The sequence below is a fragment of the Vibrio casei genome, assembly GCF_002218025.2.
Lineage (GTDB): Bacteria > Pseudomonadota > Gammaproteobacteria > Enterobacterales > Vibrionaceae > Vibrio > Vibrio casei.
Genome location: NZ_AP018681.1, coordinates 638,580 through 661,724, shown reverse-complemented (window position 1 = coordinate 661,724; position 23,145 = coordinate 638,580). Strand labels below are relative to the sequence as shown.

General features: G+C 39.8%; 22 protein-coding genes, 1 tRNA gene and 1 pseudogene. 16 read left to right on the top strand and 8 right to left on the bottom strand.

What is annotated here, in order from left to right:
• Window positions 1–40: 40 nt before the first annotated feature.
• The 7 genes and pseudogenes from VCASEI_RS15995 to VCASEI_RS15965 all read left to right on the top strand — a co-directional run bounded on the left by VCASEI_RS15995 (window position 41) and on the right by VCASEI_RS15965 (window position 5,824).
• Window positions 41–1,489 (top strand): N-acyl-D-amino-acid deacylase family protein, encoded by a 1,449-nt coding sequence (locus VCASEI_RS15995; protein WP_089110979.1) that lies wholly within the window; start codon window positions 41–43, stop codon window positions 1,487–1,489.
• Between the two features lie 72 nt (window positions 1,490–1,561).
• Window positions 1,562–1,954 (top strand): RidA family protein, encoded by a 393-nt coding sequence (locus tag VCASEI_RS15990; RefSeq protein WP_086959580.1) that lies wholly within the window; start codon window positions 1,562–1,564, stop codon window positions 1,952–1,954.
• A gap of 177 nt (window positions 1,955–2,131) precedes the next feature.
• On the top strand, window positions 2,132–3,652 hold the full coding sequence (locus VCASEI_RS15985; protein ID WP_089110980.1) for a sodium:solute symporter family protein: 1,521 nt from the start codon (window positions 2,132–2,134) through the stop codon (window positions 3,650–3,652).
• 80 nt (window positions 3,653–3,732) lie between these two features.
• Window positions 3,733–3,918 (top strand): annotated as a pseudogene (locus tag VCASEI_RS15980) (bifunctional 4-hydroxy-2-oxoglutarate aldolase/2-dehydro-3-deoxy-phosphogluconate aldolase); the annotation flags it as partial.
• A gap of 193 nt (window positions 3,919–4,111) precedes the next feature.
• A complete protein-coding gene (locus VCASEI_RS15975) occupies window positions 4,112–4,618 on the top strand; it encodes a chalcone isomerase family protein (protein WP_197709594.1) in 507 nt (168 codons plus the stop codon).
• 35 nt (window positions 4,619–4,653) lie between these two features.
• Entirely contained in the window at window positions 4,654–5,181 is a 528-nt protein-coding gene (locus tag VCASEI_RS15970) for a DUF3833 domain-containing protein (RefSeq protein WP_086959585.1), read from the top strand.
• 211 nt (window positions 5,182–5,392) lie between these two features.
• Entirely contained in the window at window positions 5,393–5,824 is a 432-nt protein-coding gene (locus tag VCASEI_RS15965; protein WP_089110981.1) for a PaaI family thioesterase, read from the top strand.
• 93 nt (window positions 5,825–5,917) lie between these two features.
• Here the strand turns inward: VCASEI_RS15965 and VCASEI_RS15960 are convergent, their stop codons facing one another.
• A complete protein-coding gene (locus tag VCASEI_RS15960) occupies window positions 5,918–6,649 on the bottom strand; it encodes a hypothetical protein (RefSeq protein ID WP_086959588.1) in 732 nt (243 codons plus the stop codon).
• 297 nt (window positions 6,650–6,946) lie between these two features.
• On the opposite strand from VCASEI_RS15960, the gene aroG reads away from it, so the two are divergent.
• Window positions 6,947–8,002, top strand: coding sequence for a 3-deoxy-7-phosphoheptulonate synthase AroG (gene aroG / locus VCASEI_RS15955; RefSeq protein WP_086959590.1), 1,056 nt, complete (start codon window positions 6,947–6,949; stop codon window positions 8,000–8,002).
• A 99-nt stretch (window positions 8,003–8,101) separates the two neighbouring features.
• Here aroG and rlmF read toward each other — a convergent pair whose 3' ends face one another.
• Window positions 8,102–9,280: a 23S rRNA (adenine(1618)-N(6))-methyltransferase RlmF gene (gene rlmF / locus VCASEI_RS15950; protein WP_086959592.1), complete on the bottom strand. Its 1,179-nt coding sequence runs from the start codon at window positions 9,278–9,280 to the stop codon at window positions 8,102–8,104.
• Window positions 9,281–9,489: 209 nt separating this feature from the next.
• On the opposite strand from rlmF, the gene VCASEI_RS15945 reads away from it, so the two are divergent.
• Both VCASEI_RS15945 and VCASEI_RS15940 read left to right on the top strand, forming a co-directional pair.
• Window positions 9,490–9,885, top strand: a complete 396-nt coding sequence (locus VCASEI_RS15945; protein WP_089110982.1) for a DUF1090 domain-containing protein — start codon at window positions 9,490–9,492, stop codon at window positions 9,883–9,885.
• A gap of 261 nt (window positions 9,886–10,146) precedes the next feature.
• Window positions 10,147–11,085: an MBL fold metallo-hydrolase gene (locus tag VCASEI_RS15940; RefSeq protein WP_089110983.1), complete on the top strand. Its 939-nt coding sequence runs from the start codon at window positions 10,147–10,149 to the stop codon at window positions 11,083–11,085.
• 68 nt (window positions 11,086–11,153) lie between these two features.
• Here VCASEI_RS15940 and tnpC read toward each other — a convergent pair whose 3' ends face one another.
• The 3 genes from tnpC to VCASEI_RS15925 form a co-directional block, all read right to left on the bottom strand.
• Window positions 11,154–12,752, bottom strand: a complete 1,599-nt coding sequence (gene tnpC / locus VCASEI_RS15935) for an IS66 family transposase (protein ID WP_110957756.1) — start codon at window positions 12,750–12,752, stop codon at window positions 11,154–11,156.
• 115 nt (window positions 12,753–12,867) lie between these two features.
• Window positions 12,868–13,194, bottom strand: a complete 327-nt coding sequence (gene tnpB, locus VCASEI_RS15930; protein WP_004393962.1) for an IS66 family insertion sequence element accessory protein TnpB — start codon at window positions 13,192–13,194, stop codon at window positions 12,868–12,870.
• Window positions 13,191–13,565 (bottom strand): hypothetical protein, encoded by a 375-nt coding sequence (locus VCASEI_RS15925; RefSeq protein WP_110957753.1) that lies wholly within the window; start codon window positions 13,563–13,565, stop codon window positions 13,191–13,193. Before VCASEI_RS15925 ends, tnpB begins: the two co-directional genes overlap by 4 nt.
• A 467-nt stretch (window positions 13,566–14,032) precedes the next feature.
• Between VCASEI_RS15925 and VCASEI_RS15915 the strand changes: the two genes are divergently transcribed.
• Entirely contained in the window at window positions 14,033–15,301 is a 1,269-nt protein-coding gene (locus VCASEI_RS15915) for a DEAD/DEAH box helicase (protein ID WP_089110984.1), read from the top strand.
• On the opposite strand, the gene VCASEI_RS15910 is transcribed toward VCASEI_RS15915, so the two are convergent.
• From VCASEI_RS15910 to VCASEI_RS15900, 3 genes are all read right to left on the bottom strand, one after another.
• On the bottom strand, window positions 15,267–16,016 hold the full coding sequence (locus tag VCASEI_RS15910; RefSeq protein ID WP_162621093.1) for a TetR/AcrR family transcriptional regulator: 750 nt from the start codon (window positions 16,014–16,016) through the stop codon (window positions 15,267–15,269). The two genes, VCASEI_RS15915 and VCASEI_RS15910, sit on opposite strands and share 35 nt — an antisense overlap.
• Before the next feature lie 145 nt (window positions 16,017–16,161).
• Window positions 16,162–17,169, bottom strand: coding sequence for a low-specificity L-threonine aldolase (gene ltaE, locus VCASEI_RS15905; protein WP_086959601.1), 1,008 nt, complete (start codon window positions 17,167–17,169; stop codon window positions 16,162–16,164).
• A gap of 42 nt (window positions 17,170–17,211) precedes the next feature.
• Window positions 17,212–17,733: an NUDIX hydrolase gene (locus VCASEI_RS15900; protein WP_086959603.1), complete on the bottom strand. Its 522-nt coding sequence runs from the start codon at window positions 17,731–17,733 to the stop codon at window positions 17,212–17,214.
• A gap of 205 nt (window positions 17,734–17,938) precedes the next feature.
• Between VCASEI_RS15900 and VCASEI_RS15895 the strand changes: the two genes are divergently transcribed.
• The 5 genes from VCASEI_RS15895 (at window position 17,939) to ppiC (ending at window position 22,895) form a co-directional block, all read left to right on the top strand.
• Window positions 17,939–19,603, top strand: coding sequence for an ATPase RavA domain-containing protein (locus VCASEI_RS15895; RefSeq protein ID WP_089110986.1), 1,665 nt, complete (start codon window positions 17,939–17,941; stop codon window positions 19,601–19,603).
• A gap of 19 nt (window positions 19,604–19,622) precedes the next feature.
• Entirely contained in the window at window positions 19,623–21,074 is a 1,452-nt protein-coding gene (gene viaA / locus VCASEI_RS15890; protein WP_086959607.1) for an ATPase RavA stimulator ViaA, read from the top strand.
• A 245-nt stretch (window positions 21,075–21,319) separates the two neighbouring features.
• Window positions 21,320–21,406, top strand: a tRNA-Leu gene (locus tag VCASEI_RS15885).
• A 443-nt stretch (window positions 21,407–21,849) separates the two neighbouring features.
• Window positions 21,850–22,533 carry a MaoC family dehydratase gene (locus tag VCASEI_RS15880; RefSeq protein ID WP_086959609.1) on the top strand — a complete coding sequence of 228 codons (684 nt, stop codon included), beginning with the start codon at window positions 21,850–21,852 and terminating at the stop codon, window positions 22,531–22,533.
• Window positions 22,534–22,616: 83 nt separating this feature from the next.
• Window positions 22,617–22,895 (top strand): peptidylprolyl isomerase PpiC, encoded by a 279-nt coding sequence (gene ppiC, locus VCASEI_RS15875; protein WP_086959611.1) that lies wholly within the window; start codon window positions 22,617–22,619, stop codon window positions 22,893–22,895.
• The last annotated feature ends 250 nt before the right edge of the window (window positions 22,896–23,145 follow it).

Below are 23,145 nucleotides of genomic sequence, written 5' to 3'. Positions count from 1 at the left end.
AATATAAAGCGCGACATTATTTTAAAATGAAGAGGTAAACATGCAATTCGATACACTTTTTAGACATGTTCAAGTTGTTGATGGAACAGGAAAAGATGCTTACTTTGCTGATGTCGCAGTAAAGAATGATCGAGTTGTGGTGATTGGTGACCTAGCCAATACAGAAATATTCGGCAATGGGCGAGTGATCGATGGTAACGGCTTAGTATTAGCACCGGGCTTTATCGATGTTCATACACATGATGACACTAACGTTATTCGTTACCCTGAATGTTTACCAAAAATCAGCCAAGGTGTTACGACGGTGATTGTTGGTAACTGTGGTATCAGTGCTTCACCGGCAGCATTTGCTGGCGACCCACCAGATCCGATGAATTTATTAGGTAAGCGTGCGGATTTTAAATATCCAAGTTTTGAGTCGTACGCCAAGGCGGTTCAGGAGGCTCAGCCAGCGGTTAATGTTGCGGGTTTAGTTGGGCATACTACATTGCGAAATAACGTGATGGATGATTTATATCGAGCGGCTTCAAGTGATGAAATTGCTCAAATGAAATCTTGCTTACGTGAAGCGATGCAGCAAGGCGCATTAGGTTTGAGCTCAGGTTTGGCTTATTCCAGTGCGAACTCAGCTCCGACAGAAGAGGTAATGCAACTTGCCGAAGAACTTGCAGAGTTTGACGGTATTTATACCACTCATATGCGTACAGAGTTCGAGCAAATTTTAGAAGCGATGGATGAAGCGTTTCGCACTGGAAAGCACGCCAAAGTACCTGTAGTGATTTCACATTTGAAATGTGCTGGAGCCGGAAACTGGGGGCGAACGGCTGAAACTATTGAGTTAATGGAAAAAACCGCCAAGCATCAAGATGTGTCATGCGATTGTTATCCGTATTCGGCCAGTTCATCCACGCTTGATTTAAAGCAAGTCACCGAAGACATTGATATTTTTATTACTTGGTCAGATGCAAAACCTGAGTATGCAGGAAAAATGTTGAAGGACATTGCTTGTGATATGGGTCTACCCCTTATGGAAGCGGCAAAAGCGATGCAGCCAGCCGGAGCGGTGTATCACTGTATGGATGAAGCCGATGTAGAGCGCGTATTGAAATATCGTTTAACTATGGTGGGCTCCGATGGTTTGCCTAATGATCCGCATCCACACCCTCGTTTATGGGGTGCGTTTCCAAGAGTTTTGTCCCATTACACTCGTGATCGAAAAATTTTCAGCCTCGAACAAGCGGTACATAAAATGACAGGTATGTCAGCCAAACGATATTGCTTAGCAGATCGGGGGGAAATAAAAGTGGGTGGTTACGCTGATTTGGTGTTGTTTGATGCCCAAGAGATTAAAGATGAAGCCACATTCGAAAATCCAATTGCTGCCGCAAAAGGTATTTATTGTGTAATGGTGAATGGGCAAGTCAGTTATTCAAATGGCAAGGTTGATAGTAATCGACATGGTCGTTTTTTATATCGCCATCAACAGTAATGATGGCAAGTGAAAAGAGTTAGCCGCAAGGCTTAATGTATTTATTGAATGTTCTAAAAAGTGGAGAAGATTATGTCTATCAAACGTTACGGTGTTGAAGGCGGTACTGGTACGGGTGGTCAACATTTACCGTTTGCTCGTGCGACAGAAGCGGGTGGTTTTTTGTACGTTTCGGGCCAGACCCCAATGACTGATGGTGAAGTGATTGAAGGTGGAATTGTTGATCAATCTCGTCTTGCGATTCAAAACTGCGTCAACATTATGGAAGAAGCTGGTTACGGGCTTGAAGATGTCGTACATGTGAAAGTGGTTCTGACAGACTCCCGTTATTTCCAATCGTTTAACAAAGTTTTTAAAGAATTCTTTGGAGCAAACCCTCCCGCACGTATTTGTATGGTGTGTGATTTGGTGGTGGATGTAAAAGTTGAAGTTGATGTGACGTGTTATCGCAAAGATCGCGTTTAGTTTCATTTAATTGAAACTAAAGAAAAAAGTGAAATAAAAAGAAAGGCTGGCAATGAACCAGCCTGCTAATAAAGCAAAAAAGACTGTATAAACAGTCAATCACTGAACAGCACTGACTAAGTCAAAAGAAGACAGTGGATGTCCAATAATCAAGCGAATCAGTATAAGGGGTGCGTTATGCACAGTACACTGTTTCTCACCGGTTTCGGTGCGTATGTATTATTTTTAATCTGGTTAGGGTGGTTTGTTTCCCGTAATCAGAAATCAGGGGAAGATTTTTTACTTGGGGGAAGAGGGTTACCGTTATTTCTCATATTAGGAACGACAGTTGCGACGATGGTTGGTACGGGTTCAAGCATGGGCGCTGTTGGCTTTGGTTATGCTAATGGTTGGGCGGGTACTTTATACGGCATAGGCGGTGCCATCGGCATTATTCTATTAGCGTTGTGGTTTGCTCCAATGCGTAAACTAAATTTTATGACAATGAGTGAAGAGTTAGCTTATTACGTTGGCGCGAATAAAACCGTTAAGAATTTAGTGGGCGTATTAATCTTTGTTGCTTCGATTGGTTGGCTAGGAGCACATATTTTAGGTGGCGGTTTATACCTTGCGTGGATTGCTGATATTGACCTTACGACGGCAAAAATTATTATTGCTGCGGCATTTACCATCTATGTTGTGATCGGTGGTTATACGGCAGTGGTATGGACGGATACTATTCAAGCCATCATCCTATTTACCGGCTTTATTCTTATGGCGGTGATGTCGGTTAATTATATCGGTGGTCTCGATCATTTATATGATGGTATGGATGCAGCAGCCACTAGTTTCCTTGCGATTGATAAACTCGGCTGGATCCCGGCGCTTTCACTGGCGACAGTTGTCGGCGTTGGTGTGCTGGCGACGCCATCATTTCGCCAGCGTATTTATTCAGGAAAAGACGTCAAAACGATTCGTCGCTCATTTATGGCATCAGGTATTTTGTATCTATTCTTCTCGATTATTCCTGCAATCATAGGCATGTCAGCTCATGCGATCAATCCTGAGTTGAATAACCCTAACTACTCATTCCCATTTGTGGCGGCTACAGTTTTACCTGTTGGTCTAGGTTTAATTGTATTGATTGCTGGCCTTTCTGCCACGATGTCGAGCGCTAGTTCAGATGCGATTGCTGGTGTCTCTATCCTACTTCGTGACGTGTATATCATGTTTACTGGTACGGTACCGCCTAAGAATAAAATGGTGTTGTATTCTCGTTTATCACTGGTGATTGTGATTGGTTTCGCCTTGCTGTTTGCATTAACGTCCAACGATATTATTAGCTACATTACCAAAATGATTTCAACGGTGATGTCTGGCATGTTCGTCTGCGGAATGTTAGGCCGGTTCTGGAGTCGTTATAATTGGCAAGGTGCCATTGCAACTTTAATTGGAGCATCCACTGCCTCTATTTCTGTGATGTTTAACGCTGATTGGACCACTTTTTGGGGAAATCCATGCATTCCATCCGTACTCTTTGCGTTAATTGCTGGCGTGTTTGTGAGCTTATGCACACCGGTTAATTCGGTAACGAAAGCACAAGCTAAAGCGATTTTAGATGAAGAGCGAAGTGCGATGGAAGGTGGCGATTCGGATATGCCCGATACAAAAGCCAAAGCTTCAACATTAAATGCAACGAAAACATCCGTCGCTAAATAATGACATTAAGTGATTAATACTCAATAAGATACTGGCTTGATAACCATTCAACCAGTGTCTTTTTCGTATCATAATCCAAATTGAAATTATTTTTGAAAAACTACAAAATGATTCCTTTTATTCAAATTACTCATGTAGAACAGGCGGTACCGCTAGCTAAAACCTTAGTTGAAGATGGTTTATCGGTTGCAGAGGTAACCTTTCGTACAGAAGCGGCGGTTGAATCCATTCGTTTAATGCGGGAAGCGGCAGAGAGTATCTTAATTTTATATTTGTTTGACGTTCAAGTGCAGACTTATTGTTTACAGAAATAATCCCCTAAGGGTGAGTAGGGGAACTGTCTTTCCTTTATTAACACCCAAGTCGTATGATTTGGGTGTTTTTTTATTATTATCTTTCTGATCCAAATTCTATTCTTACCGTATTCAATACCATTGTGCATTTTTTATTTGAGGCTATATGTTGAAATGGACATGGGTATTGATGGTGATGGTTCTTTCATCTCAATTCGCACACGCTGGGATCACGTTAAATAATGGGTTGAAATTCGTTGGCGAAGCGCGTTTGAAATATATGTTTTGGAATGTCTATGACGCGCAACTTTTTACAACGTCAGGGCAGTACGTACCAGGCGAATACCCTATACAACTTACTTTAACGTATTTGAGGGATTTTACCGCCAAAGATCTTGTTAAAGCGACCAACGAGCAATGGCAACATCTTGGAAAATTCGATCTAAAAAATACTTATGACAAACAGCTGTTATCCCTTTGGCCAAATATTAAAAAAGGTGATTCATTAACATTACTCACCAACGCTAAAGGTCAAGCGACTTTTCTTCATAATACAAAGGAGTTAGGCGTTATTAATGGACGTGATTTTGCGGAAAATTTTCTCGCGATTTGGCTGGATAAAGATACATCCCACCCTGAGTTTCGCCGAGAGTTGATAGGGGATAAGCCTTAGCCATGTAATTGAAAATGATAATCAAGGAAATAATTATGAATTTATTTAAGTCTCTTTTGATCCTCTTAAGCATGTTGTTCATCATTAGCTGTTCAGCACCAGAAGTCAGTCATTATAGTGGTAGCCAACCTAATTTTGATTTTAAAACTTTTTTTAATGGAAAGTTAAAAGCTTATGGTGTCGTTCAAGATTACAAAGGTGAATTAACTCGAAAATTAGTGGTGAATATGGATGCTCGGTGGGAAGGTAACATCGGCATAATTGAAGAAGATTTTGTTTATGATGACGGTGAAACACAAAAGCGTATTTGGAACATTACCTTAAATGAGGATGGAACGGCTGTAGGGCAAGCTGATGATGTTATTGGTGATGCTATTGGGCGCAGTCAAGGTAGTGTTTTCCATTGGAAATACAGAGTAGTGCTACCTTATAAAGGCGACACACTAGAAACCGATTTTGATGATTGGATGTATTTAGTCACCCCTGATAAATTGATTAATCGTACCAGTATAAATAAGTTTGGCATTGAAGTTGGGCAAGTAACCTTAGTTATAGAAAAATAATTTGGGTATAGGTAAGAGAATTATAAGTAAGTACTATTATGCTCCTGAGGCGACCGTGTTTATTGAGCATAATGACTAAGAGTCACAATGTAAGCTGAAATTTTAATCAAAAAGATGCACAACTCTCAAATTTGTAAACACTTGTTTGAATTAATGGTCAGATGTCTACGATACTGATGTTTATATCAACAATACAGAGCAAAGGAATCGTATGTCAGTCTCTCAATTTTCAGGATTAGAAATGTTGCAAGCTATGTTGGATGGAAAAATCCCCCCAGCATCGATTACTCAAACGATGCCATTGAAAGGCATTTCTGTTGAATACGGTAAAGTACAGTTTGAAGCCACCGCGGATGAAAGACACCTTAACCCGCTTGGTGGCGTGCATGGTGGTTTTCTAGCGACAATTATGGACTCTGTGACTGCATGCGCTGTACACTCTGCACTAGAAGCGGGAATCAGTTATGCAACCATCGATTTGAATGTGAAAATGCTTAAACCTGTACCTCAAAATATACCCTTAATAGCGGAAGGAAAGTTAATTAACCTTACTAAGTCGTTAGGTATCTCTGAGGGGAGTTTAAAAGATAGTGAAGGCAAACTGTATGGCCATGCCACTGCCACTTGCATGATTTTACGATAACGATAAATCTTCAATTAAAAAATAAAGCCATGTGCATGATTGGTCGCATGGTTTATTTAATTTAAATACTCAGGCTAATGAAGAAATGCCACACTACCAATAACATCGAGTTGTGTATCCAGATGCTGACAACGAGGCTTTTATCGGCAGTTGATTGGCATCGTTATAAGGAAATTCGGCTAAGCAAGTTTTACCCACCCGGGTGATATTTCTTTCACTACCCAGCGTTATAGCTACATCAATCCCTTTTAATTGTTTAAGCATTGCTTTGGTTGCGCTTGGTGAGTACTGGCTGACTAATACGACTTTATTCCAACCTTCTATTGAACCACGATCAATGGTAGAACCTAATTTTTTTATATCTTCATCAGATGGAAAACTTTCACTCCTTCTTTCCAAATCAATAAGTGATAAGAATGCAACTTTTTGCTCTGAAAATGTTTTTACATAAGCTCTGGCGTGAGTTTTATTGGATGGAAAATCGTAGATCTGGTGATGTTGAGAGTGGCTGTAAATGGGCAAATTACTTGCGAGTAAAGGTGTATTTCGCAACCCTTCACCAGAATTTAGGGCATACACATAGTTATAGCCAGTTACGACATTAGCTTTAGATTGATTAAAAGCAGAAAAGAAAGTGATAGCGGCGTTGTCTGTATTATTTTTTTCTAAACGAGCATCAATTGACTTTATTGTGTCATCTAATGATATTTTCGTTTGTGATAGCCCATATAAATTGATCGAGATGTCGAGAGGCTTTTGTTCTTTAAGCGTTGCGGCGCTTAGTAAGAAGCTAGCAAATAAGATAGGAAGAAAGTAATACAGCATAAAGGTTATCTTATAAAATGTGATCTAAGTCACTATTTTATGCTCTTTGTCTTCAGATGCAATAATTGTGATCAAGAAAATATAAAAACTTGTCATTGTAAACATAATGTTAACTAATCGATGAGGAATAGATTCATGGATAAATTGACTTTCCAATGAAATTAATCATTGAAGTTCTGATTTTGTAAGGATAAGTTAACAACAAGGAACCTAAATACTCGTTTTTTGGATTGGTTATTGTATCTAGATGATTTTTATTTTGATCCAAAGCGCTCACATAATAAGGAAAATGTCGTTATGCAAAAAATAGATGATGTAAGAATTAAACAAGTTAAAGAACTTTTGCCACCAGTGGCCGTTTTAGAGAAGTTTCCAGCAACAGAAATGGCGAGCGCGACGACATTTCAATCTCGCCAAGCAATACACAATATTTTAGAAGACAAAGATGATCGTTTATTGGTTGTGATTGGACCATGCTCTATTCATGATACTGAAGCAGCCCTAGAATACGGTAAGCGTTTAGCTGTGTTACGTGATGAACTGAAAGATAACCTTGAAGTGGTTATGCGTGTATATTTTGAAAAACCACGAACCACGGTTGGTTGGAAAGGTTTAATCAACGACCCATACCTTGATGACACTTATCAATTGAATGATGGCTTGCGGATTGGACGAAAATTGTTGCTGGATTTGACTGATTCAGGTATGCCAACGGCAAGTGAATTCCTTGATATGATTACTCCACAATATGTTGGTGATTTGATCAGTTGGGGAGCGATTGGTGCGCGTACAACGGAGTCTCAAGTACACCGTGAATTAGCATCAGGTCTTTCTTGCCCGGTTGGTTTTAAAAATGGTACCGATGGCAATATCAAAATTGCGACCGATGCCTGTAGTTCAGCTGGTGCTTCTCACCATTTTTTATCCGTGACTAAATATGGTCATTCCGCGATCATTGAAACAGCAGGCAACCCTGATTGCCATATTATTCTTCGTGGTGGTAAAGAGCCGAACTATAGTGCAAAGCATGTTAGTGAGGTGAAGTCACAACTTGAGTCTCAAGGACTACGCCAGAAAGTGATGATTGACTTTAGCCATGCAAATAGCTCGAAGCAATTTCAACGTCAAATGGTCGTTGCAGATGATGTTTCAGCTCAATTGTCTTCAGGTGAAGATGCCATTTTTGGTGTGATGATTGAAAGCCACCTTAACGAAGGTCGTCAAGATCTTGTTAATGGCAAGGTTGAAAACTATGGTCAAAGTATCACAGATGCTTGTATTGGGTGGGAAGATACTGAAAAAGTACTTCGTCAATTAGCGGATGCGGTTGCTGCTCGCAGGGCCTCTAAGTAAATTATTGATAAATAAAAACTTATAATCAGGTAAACTTAACGCCCAACTTAAGATAAGTTGGGCGTTTTTATTTTAATGAAAAATAGCTATTAACATATTTTATGTAAAAGCCTTTGCATCAAAGCCCATAGAACCAAAAAACTCAACTTGTTCTTCAAGTGATAAAAATGTCCATGCAACAAAACGAGTCATTTTATGACCTTGTGACATATGAACTACTTTTATCTGTTTTGCACTTAAATTCTTTAATTGCTGTTCTAGCAGCGGAACATTTTCTTGCTTTGAAACTAAGCTAGTAAACCAACAAACTTGGTCTGAAAACTCTAAGCTTTCATTGGCCATTTGTGTTAAGAAAGCAATTTCTCCACCTTCATAACAAAGCTCATTTTCTGTCCCTGCAAAATTGAGTATCGGTTTTCCATCTGATTGTAGTGATGCAGCTTTGAATGACGCAGAATTTGCAGATGATGACTTACTTAAATTATGCACTTTTCGTAGGCTACCTTCTGCGGCTTTCTCCATCGATTCGTGGAACGGCGGATTACACATAGAAAGCGCAAATGTATCTTGAGGTTTAATAATACCTTTAAAAATACTTGCTTGATCGCTTTGAAGCCGAACTTTTATTTTCCCTTTCAATTTTCGGTTTGCTTCAACCAACAATTGGGCTGTTTTGACCGAAATAGGATCAATATCCGACCCAACAAAATTCCAGTCATAACGGGTACTTCCTAAAAGCGGATAAATACAGTTTGCGCCAGTACCGATATCCAAGACAGACATTTTATGATTAGCAGAACCTTTCGGATGATGTTCTTCGGATTCTTTATCCATTTCCGTCATGTTTTTAGGTAATTCATTAAGTGTGTTAGAAAGTAGATCTGCTAAATAATGAATATAATCAACACGACCAGGAATTGGCGGGCATAAGTAACCTTGTGGGATTTGCCAGAAATCCAATCCGTAATATGCTTTTAAAAGAGCCTCATTTAACGCAATGACGGCTTTGGGATCACTAAAGTTCACGGTCTTTTCATCACGGGGATTTAACATGACAAATTGACTAAGGTTGGGATTTGCTTGTTCTAATTTGTCAAAATCATAACGTCCTAAATGAGCATTACGTGGGTGTAAACCGCCTGGTTTTGGAGTCATTGATTCAGTTTTACGATATGACGTCTTTTTACCTTGAGAATGAGATTTTTTCGGCGACGGTGTAGCGATGTTTTTCTTCGAACGCGTATTGTGAGACGATTTCTGGTGAGGGCCAGATGACATAAATAACTCCAAGGTATTAAATCGGAAAATAGTAAGGTAGATAAAGTCTAGACGGCGTGGATAATAGCGTATTTACCCTGTGACAGGGAATATTTCTCATAGGGCTGATTAAGCATGATGTCTCTAAAAACCGTAGTTTTTGTCTGTGTATATCGTTTGAGGAATTTATTGTTTATAATGTTGTTTTGTATTCCTTTGAGTGAAACATAATGAAATTAATTTTAGTAGTATTAAGCACGGTCATGGCGTCAATCAGTTTTAGTACGGTGGCACAGGATTGTTCTGGTAAAACGGCTTGTGAGGCCAAAATTTGCCAAATTGAAACACAATTAGATTTGGCTAAACAATATAACAACAACCAAAAAGAAGCCGGATTAAACAAAGCACTCGAACAGGCTAAAGCACATTGTACAACTGACGGTCTAAGTGATGAACTTAAAGATAAAATTGATGATGTGAAAGAAGATATGGCCGAGCACCAAGATGATTTGAAAGAAGCGATCAAAGATCAGAAGCTGGATAAAGTAAATAAATACAAAGAAAAATTAGCGGAAGACAGTAAAGAATTAGAAAGGTTAAAAGCTGAACTAGAAACCTTAAAATAAGCTGTGAATTATTCATAAAAAGAGGTGTTTCATTCGTTGGGACACCTCTTTTGGATCTAGTGAGCGTTGTAATTAGTGGACCTTGTAATCAATCACTGTGTTTGTATTTTAGCTAAAACCTACCAGTAATACTAAGCCCCGCGTATTTAAATTGTAAAATAACGTTCACCTACTTGAAACTAATCGTTGCCTACACTAAAAACAGAGCTTGGTAAAAGGCTCATATCTTGTTTTATATAGTACTAGTCGATAGGCGAGGTTATGACGAATACTTTAGTGAATATTGCAGGAAAAGCGCTTGATATTGTTTCTACTCCAGAATCAATTCGACATTTACGCCAACAAGAGGTTATAACAAGTCGACAAAAACGTAAAAATCGAATGTTATCTTCAGCTCAGTTCCAAAATGGTACTGCCATTACTAAGCTTCCCAAACAGTATAGCCATCAATCTACCTTTCAGACTTTTTGGAAATATACCGGTGAAAGACATCATCTTAAACCTAAAAATGAATTACCGTATATGCTATTAGATGCTCATCAACTCAGGCAGGTAAGCGATGAATTGAGGATCACATGGTTAGGCCATTCAAGCTTATTTATTGAGATGAGCAAACAACGAATATTGATCGATCCCGTTTTTGAACATGCCTCTCCAAATATTGTTAAAGCTCTATTTAAACGAAATGTAAGTATACCGACCACCCGCGAAAACCTCCCCATGCCAGATGTTATTGTTATTTCTCATGATCATTATGACCATTTAGAAAAAGAGACCATGCAATTTTATGCGGATAAAAATGTACATTTTCTTGTGCCCTTAGGCGTAGGTGAGCACCTTGAGAAGTGGGGAGTATCGCCATCAAAGATAAAGGAATTTGACTGGTGGGAATCAGCGGCGATTAAGGGGGTTATTTATACGGCAACGCCAGCTAATCATCAATCGGGTAGAACCGGGCTAGATACGAATAAAACATTATGGGCTTCGTGGTGCATTCACAGCCAACATTCATCTGTTTTTTATAGTGGTGATACGGCTTATGATAAACATTTTAAAGAGATTGGTGAGCGAATGGGGCCTTTTGACGTAGCTTTTATGGAAGTGGCAGCCAATGTAAAGAAAGGGCGTGGTTTTCCGGTCGAAAATTGGGGGCACATGCAAGCAAGGCATACTGTTAAAGCATTCCATGATGTTAAGTGAGCTTACGAGAAGATAGTGTACATAGGTATTAAGAAGCGGCTCTGGCCGAAAGCCAGAGCCTGTTTTGATTAGATATTGGACTGATAATTCCAGGGCAAGAACTGTTGTGGATTAGCCTTAACTTCACTTTCCATTCGCTGTATCGTATTAAAGTAATCCAGCACATTTATACCCGCTTCGGCTGATGTCGCTATCATCGCCATGATCACATCCGCAATGCTCGCACCAGCCTGTGTTTTATGGAACAGGGCATTTTTTCGGTTGCGAGCAACTAGCTTGAGTGCTTGCTCCGCTCGGTTATTATCCAGCTGTGCTCCCTCGAGACGGCAGAAGGCGGTCAGCCCCTCATAATGCTTAGTAAAATAATTAATTGCTTTACCAAGCCCGCTGTTTTCTTCTGTACTTCCCCTGTTCAGCTCGGCCTGACCCCAGTTTCGGATCTGCTCCATTACCGGAAGTGATAGCTTTTTATGCCAAGCTAACCGTTGCCCCGCGTTAAGTCCTAGCTCCCTGGCTTCATCATCGTGTCGCCAGATTTCACCATACCACTGTAGTACTTGCTCCACTTCATCTGGAAACTGATTAAGGACTTCGGCAAACTGCCGTCGTCCGTGACTGTTGCACAGACTGTGTTCGACCACGTAATCAAGCGATGGGCGGTTGCTGGATAAGGCATCACTCATCAATATCGGGGGCGCGAGTGTCCGGCCACGGTCATGTAAAATCTCGTCGATGAACTCGCCGGCATGACCGATATTGGTCTGATACAACACGACAGTACGACCCTCTTTTAAGCCCGCGACTAAACCGGAGCTGTAAACACCACTGCGCTCTCGGGTTTTTGTTCCATTTCTCTGCGGCTTTTCTATCGGGACTTTGTCTAAAATTCGGTTGGTCGTGTCATCTAAATAATAGTGCTCTGCGTTTGCGGCAAACACTCTTAACAAGTTATAAATGGGTTGCAAGCTATTGGCGACTAACTCGACTTGGTCAAAGATGGTTGAGGCGGTCAGTTTAATCCCCATCAGCGCTTGCGTACTCTCCTGACGATAGTAGGGTGCACCTGCAAAAAACTTGTGAAGAGCCATCAGGCTGCGGGCACTGTAACCATACTTCTGGCTTGGCTCTCCATCATTTATCACGTCATTAGGTAACTTGGCAGTGAAGTACTGACCACAGGCATTGCAACGTAGCCGCTCCATAACGTGTTGCTCTGGGACGAACGGACTTTGCCCAGTGATCCGCAACAGCGTAGCGGGCTCGTATTTATATAACTTGCCTTTTTGACACTCGGGGCAACTATCGCCTTTCTTTAGATCGTCCAGTTTATGCTGAGTGACTTTCGGTTTCACTGGTGGTGTGCTGGGTTGGGTATTTTTAGGCTTAGGACGTTTTTGACCGCGGTTTTTGTTTTTCTTATTTTTCTGGCCGAGTAGAGTGTCCATCGTTTCTGATGACTTGACCATGCCAACCAACTTACGCAATTTATGCAGGGTGATATCGTTATCAGACAGACGCTCTTGCAAGGCAGCCAGCGTCTTTAATGCCTTCAACAAGATGTGGCAATCTTCCGCACTCAGTGCTAAGTCGTGCTCCTTTGCCTCGTGCACTCGCTGGATAAGCCCGTCCAGCTCTTCGCTGTCAATATCGGTAAAGTCTTGCGCCATTTAAGTTCCTGTCGGCTGGCTTGCAGTGCTGATGCGCTCAATTATTCCAGCATTGTGGGATCAGTCAACATGATCGTGAGGATCGATAACTTAAGGGGGAATAGTGTGCGTACGGTCATACTTTTTGCCAGCCAGGCAGCCCCACCAACAGAGCTTTAAGCTGCTTCGCGGCGACAGGGGTCACCCCATCTTGGTGATGACGGGGCCAATCTTGAAAGCGGCCTTTGCTCAGGCGTTTATTGATTAACCAGAAGCCAGAGCCGTCATAACATAATGCTCTAAGCATGGTTTGACGGCGGTTGGTAAACACAAACAGGGTTCCGCTACGAGGCGACTGTTTTAGCTGATGACGACACAGGGCGGCGAGTCCATCAATACCACAGCGAAAATCGGCTGGTTGAGTCGCAAGCAGGATTTTACTCTCAGCAGTCAGGTGGATCATTTTACTTCTCCTGCTTCTTGTATCAGAGCTCGCAATAAGTCAGGAGAGACAAGGCCGCTGATACAGATCTGACTTGAATTAGGAAGAGTGAGCTGAAGGCTCAGGTCTGATTTAGGTAGTAAATCAGGCTCTATCTGTAACGGAACAAAATCAGGAGCGGACGACTTAACGGGAAGTTGCTTGCGCCAGTCATTGAGCTGGGTGGTGCAGATCCGTAGTGCTTTGGTCACGTGACTGATCGGATATTCTTCAAGCAGCTTGAGTGCTAAGCAGCGTAGTTCATCGGGGATACTGGCATGTTTATTAATGCGGGTTTGTCGCCAGTGCTCAAAGTCAGCAGTGGCCTGAATCAGGTTTTTCTGGTTTTGCATGGTGCCTTCCTTATATTGGATAAGCACTTAGTAAACCAGAGCTGGCGAGTTAAGTTGAGCTATGCTGCCGTAAGCTCACGATGTTAAAGCGAAAAGCTTATTTCCTGTTCATTGGTCTACTTATGAGTTATTTACTCATAAGTGGGATGAGCCGATACAAGATTTGATGCTAGAAGTAAAACGTAAGCCCATATCATTATTAACCCCCTTAGTTGGCCAAAGTATTTATCTTCACTCACCTCAGGCTAAAATAAAGTGGTGGGATGAGGTAAATTACCTGTTAGAAAGTTCGTTTGCTTAACATATTAAAAAATCTTGTGACAAGAATAACTCGGGAAATAAGAAAGAAAACCGATGAAAGTTGAAAAGTATCAGCATAATTGAGTTTGGGTGGTAAACTTGCCTTTATCAGTAGGGGGCTTTCCTACTAAATTTCTCTTTCTATTTTCTGTACAATTAGGTTCATTATGTCGTTCCAACTCTTAGGTTTATCTCTAGTTATTCTTGAAACTCTTCAAAAGCTTGGTATGACTAAGCCTACCCCTGTGCAATCTGAAGCTATACCATTGATATTACAAGGTCGTGATGTTCTAGCGAGTGCGCAAACAGGAACAGGAAAAACCGCGGCATTTGGTTTACCTATTATTCAAAATATATTGGATTCGAAAATGCTCTTGACTGATATTGATCGTGGCGCGGATAAGAAACCGAAATCTAAAGCTGCAAGCGTTCAAGCATTAGTGCTTACTCCCACTCGTGAACTAGCACAACAAGTATTTGAAAGTTTGGTTTCTTACAATCAAGGCTTGAAAATCGTTGTGGTATATGGAGGAACCAGTATGGGGGTCCAGACTAAAAATCTTGCTTCTGGTGCTGATATCGTGGTGGCGACACCAGGGCGTTTATTGGATCACTTATTTGTAGGAAACATTCATTTAAAAGACACAAAAACCTTAGTGCTTGATGAAGCTGACCGCATGATGGATATGGGGTTTATGCCAGATTTACAAAGAATTTTACGTAGAATGAACCATGAAAAGCAGACATTGTTTTTTTCTGCAACCTTCACGAAACGTATCCGTGAAGTGGCTTATAAATTGTTAAATGATCCTGTTGAGATTCAAATTGCATCGGAAAACAGTACCGCAGACTTGGTCGAGCAAATTGTGTATCCGGTGAATAAATCTCGTAAGCGTGAGTTATTGTCTTATTTGATCGGAGCAAGAAATTGGCGTCAAGTGTTGGTCTTTACTAAGACAAAACAAACGTCAGACGCTCTGGCGAAAGAGTTGAAATTGGATGGTATAGAAGCCGCTTCGATTAATGGTGATAAAACTCAAGGCGCCAGACAAAAAGCATTGGATGATTTTAAGTCTGGAAAAATACGAGCATTGATTGCAACTGATGTAGCCGCTCGTGGTTTGGATATACAGCAATTACCACACGTGGTGAATTATGAGTTACCGTTTCAGGCTGAAGATTATGTCCATCGCATTGGACGAACAGGGCGTGCGGGTGAAGTAGGGCAAGCAATATCACTAATGTGTCCACAAGAACAATACTTACTTGATGCGATTGAAACGCTACTGAATACTCGGCTACCTCAGCAGTGGTTGCCAGGTTATGAGCCTACTTTTGAAGAAGAAGATCCAATGAGAAAGCGTAGCCGATCGTCTGAAAAACGTAAGCTTAAAGCCAAGCTTAATATTCATCAAAAGAGAGGCAATCACCGCTAATTTCATTTAGATCTTTTGGTGGTGATATAATCATTTGTTTTAAGCTTTCTGGATGTTCAAGATATTCATCTTTGATATGAAGTTGGATACCTAATAATCGATTGAACTGTTTCCAATGCTCAAAAATGGCAATATTTTGACAAGAATCGTTGAAGGCATGTTGCATTAGTGGCTCTAATGTACTTGCCGCATGTGAATAGATGGATACTTGCCAACGGAGTGTTTTAACGGTAATCGGTGAGTTCGGGTAATCTTGTTTGAATTCAGAAACCAGTTTTTCAAGTACTTGATTATCTTTTTTACTTGGTTCCAGAAAATAGTTAATCATTTTCTTTTCTTGCCTGACTGCATCCGCTAAAAACTTTACAGCACGAGGATCGCTCAAGCTACAAGCCAGAATTCGATTCATCAGTTTATAGAGTTGAACATTGGCGGGTAAACCTTTTGGCAATGATCCGATTATGTGCTGATAATAGTGTTGAAAATTATGGTAGATGTAATCACTAATATGCTGCCAAATCTTCTCTTTACTGCCAAAGTGATAGCGAAGTAGGCTATGTGAAACGCCAGCTTGTTCACTGATTAAACGCAGTGATACTTTTTTATAACCATGTTCACAAAATAACCGAGCAGCAACACTAAGAATATCTTTCTTAGTTTGTTCTGCTTCTTGAGCACTACGACGGCCTTGTTTTTTATCTATTACCAAAGTCACTATATTCCAACCAAATGATTCACCAAATGAATATATTATCCATTTGTATAGTATAATGGCTTGACGTTGATATTGCTTGTAATATTTTTTAATGCCACTCAAAGTGAGATGAAAGTGGCATTTAACTGGTTGTGTTGAGTGCTTATTAAGCGGTATAAGCCGCCAACTTTTCTAAAAGTACGTAAACGTCATTTTTTGAGATATCGTTATGGAGTACCAACCTTAAAGGGTTACCGTTACTGATTATAATGCCATCTTTTCGTAAATCCCTTTGCAATTGCATCATATTGATGTGTTCAGCTACCGACGTTAGTACGATATTAGTCTGAACTTGCTCTAGATTGACATCAAATGCGGATAGTTGATTTAGTCCATGGGCTAAAAGTTGAGCATTTTCATGATCAACTTTCAATTGTTCGACTTGCTCAGTTAATGCTAGTTTTCCTGCCGCAGCAAGAATACCGGCTTGTCTCATACCCCCCCCAAGCATTTTTCTAATACGTCTCGCCTTATTGATAAAGGCTTTATTACCTAATAGTAAAGAACCAACAGGAGCGGATAACCCCTTTGATAAACAAATAGTCATCGAGTCGAAGTAGCAGGAAATTTCTTTTATATCAACATTTAATGCGACCGCGGCATTATAAACCCGTGCACCATCGAGGTGTAATTGTAAGTTATGTTTATGGGTAAATTCACGAGCCTGTTTTAAATAAGCCAGCGGGAGTACTTTTCCACCAATCGTGTTTTCTAAACTTAGTAATTTGGTTTGAGCAAAATGGATGTCGTCTGGTTTGATTGCAGCCTCAAGCGCTTTTAAGCATAAAGTGCCATCAGGCTCATTTTGAATTGGTTGTGGTTGAATTGAACCTAAAACGGCAGCGCCACCGCCTTCAAATTTATAGTTATGAGCTTGCTGACCACACAAATACTCATCACCACGTTCACAGTGTGACATTAAACCTAGTAGGTTTGCTTGAGTGCCCGAAGAGGTAAATAAGGCGGCCTCAAAACCATGGTGTTCTGCTGCCCAAATCTCTAAAGCGTTAATGGTTGGATCATCTCCATATACATCATCACCGACAATAGCATTAGCCATGGCAATACGCATTGCTTCAGTCGGTTGTGTTACAGTGTCAGAACGAAAATCCATAGTATATTCCTTATTATTACCCTAGAGATGGCTAGTTATATATTAATCAAAGTAGCCGCATAATTTTGCTTTGCTAATACAGGTGATGGTTTTCGCATCTGTTATTTTATCATGACGAATCCAGTGCTCTATTGTATTAAGATCGGCTTTAATCACTTCAATAACTTCGTCTTCATCAAGACTTAATGATGCGGTTTGATTGAGATCAGTTGCAACGAATAAGTGTTGTATTTCATCGCAAAATCCAGCAAGAGGTGTACATTGACCAAGCGGATGAAAAGTATTGGCCTGATAACCGGTTTCTTCAGTGAGTTCACGGCGCGCGCATTCAATTGGAGCTTCATCATTCTCAATAGTTCCCGCGGGCAACTCAAGAATCCATTTATTCAGTGACGGACGAAATTGGCGTAGTAAGATGACCTGATTGTTAAGAGTGATGGGCAGAATAACTGCAGCGCCGGGGTGAACAATAGTAGTATGACGCACTATACGCCCATTTGGCAGATGCGAATCTTCTTCGATTAATTCAATGTTTTTCCACCGATGTATCGTCTGCTGGTTCATAAAGATCAAGGATCCGTTTAATCAGTTAATTTGTCATACTGCCACCGGGGCTTTAAATTGAAAAGGTTTATTAGATAACATTTTCTTTGGTCGCTCAAAACGTACTCTACAATTAGCAATCTAGTTGATCTAACATAAGAAAAGTATTCCCCTTTTGCTCAGAATAGGCGAGAGTAATGGTTTAAATCAGTCTTTAGGGGAAAGCATGGAAAGAACACAAAGTCGAACTTCAGCTCAGCGCTCATTGTTATCGGAACGAATCAATAAACTGGTTCAGGCATTATCCGATGGTGTCTATGAAAGAGAAGATACGATAAAACTGTGTTTGCTTGCAGCATTATCCGGGGAAAGTGTTTTTCTACTCGGGCCTCCCGGTATCGCAAAAAGTTTGATTGCAAAGCGATTAATCCAAGCATTTGAAAGTAGTAGTTATTTTGAATATCTTATGACGCGTTTTTCTACCCCTGAAGAAGTGTTTGGCCCATTAAGTATCCAAGAATTAAAAGATAATGGCCGCTATGTTCGATTAACGGAAGGTTATCTTCCAACGTCTCAAGTTGTTTTCTTAGATGAAATTTGGAAAGCAGGCCCAGCAATATTAAATACGCTGTTAACTGTCGTGAATGAAAAAACATTCAAAAATGGTAGCGATGTTGAGCCGGTGCCAATGCGTTTGCTTATATCTGCGTCAAATGAACTTCCGACACAAGACAGTGGTTTAGATGCGTTATATGATCGAATGTTAGTTCGCGTATTTGTCAATCGAATTCAAAATAAACAAAATTTTCGTTCTATGCTAACCGTGGGTACGGCACAAGAAGCCAAAGTCTCGGAAGGATTAGCAATAAAAGATGAAGAATATCATCAGTGGTTAAAAGAATTGGATCAGCTTGAATTATCAGAATCGGTCTTTGAACAACTATTTCATCTTAAAAGTATGATTGAAGCCAAAGAAAATTCACCGATTCAAGAAGGGCAACCGCCTGGTGATATGTATGTATCGGATAGACGCTGGAAAAAAGCGGTAAAATTGCTTAAAGCTAGTGCCTATTTTAATGGGCGTGATGCTATTAATGTTTTGGATTTGATGTTATTGCAAGACTGTTTGTGGAATTCGCCTCATTCACGCTTGGCCGTTAGGGAATGCATATCGACTTTTGCAAAAGAACATGCTTTTAACCAAACTCATTTACGCCAAAGAATAGAAGTTCAGCAAACTCAATTATCGCAATTAGAAACGGAGATCACTGACCATTTTTCGATGATATTATCTTTGGATACTGAAGGGACTATTCGCCGTAAAAATGTGTATTCTTATAATCTTTCAAGCGCTAAACGTTATCAAGTCGGTAATATGACAGACTTAGTCAAATTGGTACTATTACAAAGTAATATGTCAGTTACTGATCATGAAACGGGCGATAGTCGTTTGGTGTATATTCCGTATAAAGAATTAGAATCATTGATAAAAGCAGGGGGAGGCAATGGTTATGGTTTTGTGAATAAAAAAAACACATTTTGTCATTTTCACTTTGAAGTCGACGTGAATCAACGTTTAGTGATCAAAGATATTGCTAATCGCGCTATTCCCGTTGCATTGGTAACAGATGATACTTTTGAACAATCCGTTTTGGACAATTGGCATAAAATATCTGCATCCGTTACTAGGGAAATGAAAGGTATCGAATTTGATGTCCTAAATGCGATGACAGAGTTTCATTCAAGTCTTCCTCATAGCTTTTTAGATAACTCATTGCCATTATTCGTTGAATCTAGCCTACAAGAACTCACAAGCTTAGTGAAAGAAGTTCAAGAAGAGAGCCTGTTGACAGTAAATAAAATAAGTCGCCTTGATGAAGTATTTAAATGAGTAGAGTGAAGCCTTCTTTATGTTAGGGATAGACGCACTGGATATTGCTGTTTTATTAGCAGACACAGAAATGGTGGAAGCAGCACTTCATGATTTAATGGGGCGTTCACAATTAATGCCAATGGTTGAACAGAATAAAAAAATCAAATCTTTAGTGCGATCCCAGTTAAATAGATGGAAAAAAAAGGCGAGTGTAAAAGTTAAACAAGCTGTGCAATCAGAGGATCTTCAAAGTGAACTCTCACTTTATCAAGAAGTGATTCATTGGAATGAGCGCCAGTTTTTGTCCAATATTGATGATTTAATGGCTAAGTTAGAACCTATTTCGACGTTTTATTTAGAAGCTAATCGACTCGTTAATGGAAATAATGCTCGTTTAAATCCCATGTTGCCACATTTCTTTTGTCATCAATGGTATAAGTGCATCATTGAAAACGTGAAGCAAGTTCAAGAAGAAACGTTAGAAAAAGAAAAGCAACAACAATTGGATGAACTATACCAACGTCTTGAAATGTTAAAACAGATGGATAACCTTGATACCCATCAAGATACGGCTTCGATTGCAGGGCGTTTGTGGGATATGACCAGTGTTAACCTATCTAAAACGGATTGGTCTGTCATGAAATCGCAGGCGGATTTCTTAAAAAAACATCCAAAACTTCAAGAAATAGCCGAAACGCTTGGAAGAATGGCAAAGCAAGATCCTGATCCTAATGAACCGTTGCAATACACTCAAGGAATAGAGTTTGAAGAGGCATTATCTCAACAAGCAACCGATGATATTGTTGGCATACATGAAAGTAATGACCTCAATAAACTGCTCCCCAATGAATTATTATTTCTTGCTTACCCAGAGTTGGAAGTGGTTTTTTATAAGCACCTAATTGATAAACGTTTAATGAATTATCAAATGCAAGGAAAGGTGCAATCCTCTCGAAAAGTGAAAGCAATGGAGCCTCATCCCGCGAAAGCGGAAGAGGATACCGGGCCTTTTATTATTTGTGTCGATGCTTCTGGTTCAATGCGTGGTTTTCCTGAACAATGTGTTAAAGCGATGGCGTTTGCTCTTATGCAAATAGCATTAGCAGAAGATAGAGAGTGCTTTGTCGTGTTGTTTTCAACCGATTTTGTGACTTATCAGCTAACCAAGCAAGATGGGCTACGTGAGGCCAGTGATTTTCTTTCTTATACTTTTCATGGTGGAACCGATCTTGAACCTGCCATTAATGCCGCGATAAAAAAAATGCAAATAAGTGAGTATCAACAAGCAGATTTAGTGGTATTGTCTGATTTTATAGCTCCTAAACAATCGAAAGAGTTAATCAAACAAGTCGATGAGCTTAAGTTGAAGAAAAATCGTTTTCATGCCATTAGTTTATCTAAATATGGTAATCCAGAATTAATGAACATTTTTGATCATCACTGGGCTTACATGCCGAATATGACGCAACGTTTTATAAAGCAGAAATAGACTGACATTGACTTCTTAACATCAACTTGTGTGTTTTTCGAACGGTTGGTGTGGTTTTTAATCGTTTGAATCAAAAAAATAAAATTTCTTGTTGACTCATTTTACCAGTCGAGTAAAGTACGTTTCGTTCTCGCGACAAAGCTGATTCATGCAGTTGCAAGTGAAAATTTTGCGGTATGGCGAAAGCGATACCAAAGATGGTGTCTTAACTAATGAGTTAGGCGCATCGCAATAAAGTATTGCGTGCCCTGGTGGTGGAATTGGTAGACACAAGGGATTTAAAATCCCTCGGCGTTCGCGCTGTGCCGGTTCAAGTCCGGCCCGGGGCACCATCTATATTAAAGGCTTATCAGAAATGATAGGCCTTTTTTATTGATATTTTTCCCTCTAGTAAATCACACCTACTTTCAGATCTTTTTATTCATTCATATTCAACATGACTGTCATCAAATTACCGATAATTGTAAAGAAAATTTTCATAACGAACAGTCTCATAATAGGTTTTATATCAAGATATAAATAGAATTTTTATAGTGTAAGAAACTTGCTTTATTACGAGTAAAGCGTCATACATAGGTCAGAGAAGTGTTAAATTATAAATAATGACAATCAGATGAAATTTAGCTAACTTGTTGATAAAAAAATAAATTATAAAATTAATATACACTTGTACGCTCGAAAGTATTTGCAGAGATATGTGAAGTGGGTCAAAATTCTCTTTATTAAAGAACTGGTAAGAGTTCTTTTTAACATTTTTATAGGGCAAAGACTGATTATGAAAGTCGTTGATATCATCAAGCACAAAACAGATTCTTTAGCGAAGCATCAATTTGAATTAAAAGATTTGATGTCGCCAGTATTGAGAGAATACTGGGCTGATTTTATTAATCGAGCAAACTCTCAACAAATCTTTCCTTGGCTAAAAGAGCATCAAACTCCAGCGGTTAACGAAGAAGTTGCCCCAGTTGCGGTTCCTGATATTGAATTGTCACCTGAAGCGGAAGCTTTATATCAAGAACTGAGTGGGAAAATCGGTGAAGAGATACATGTTGGTGATTGGTTAACTATCGATCAAGAACGAATTAACGCTTTCGGTCAAGTGACGGAAGATATGCAGTGGATTCACACCGATACGGAAAGAGCTGAAAAAGAATCTCCTTTTAAAACAACGGTGGCCCATGGCTTTCTGACCCTTTCTTTATTGTCTCGCTTAACGGATAGTGTGGATGAAAAGAACCCACCATTTCCAACGGCAAAAATGACCGTGAATGTAGGTTTAAATGAAGTTCGCTTCCCATATCCAGTAAAATCGGGAAACTCTGTAAGAGCCCGTAGTAAATTGTTAAAAGTCACCCCGATTAAACGTGGTTTAGAAATAGAACGTGAAATTAAAGTAGAAATTGATGGAGTAAGACGCCCTGGTTGTATTGTCGTTTCCGTAATTCGTTTATACTTTTAAGTTCTACGCACTAAGTTTTAATGAGCGCTGATATCAATCAGCGCTTTTTATTTTGTAATTATTACGTTTTGATAGAGGCCAATATGGCAAGAACTGCAGCCGCTTTACACATTTTAGTGAAACATGAATCTCAAGCAAAAGACATTATTGAACAATTGAAAAAAGGCGCGAAATTCCAAGTATTAGCAAAGAAATATTCAACTTGTCCGTCTGGTAAAAAAGGTGGGGATCTCGGCGAATTCCAAAAAGGAGCGATGGTTCCTGCTTTTGATAAAGCTTGTTTTAATGGAGAACTGTTGAAGCCGCTATTAATTAAAACCAAGTTTGGTTGGCATGTGATCAAAGTCTTATATAGGACATAAGCTTGAAACCGTAACTCGAGTGAGAGCTTAATACGATGCAGTGGTGCTTCACAATAAATTGTATTTACAAAGGATACTTAAGATTGATTAACATTGAATGATTTTATTAAACCATTCAATGTTATGGCACCTTAGGGCTTGGCTTTAGTAAGTTTCAAATTCAGCTACACTAGGCGTACCATTTGAACTTATGATATTGAAGTTTATTTTTTTCAAACTAATATTAGCAAAATCAATTTGACCAACGGAT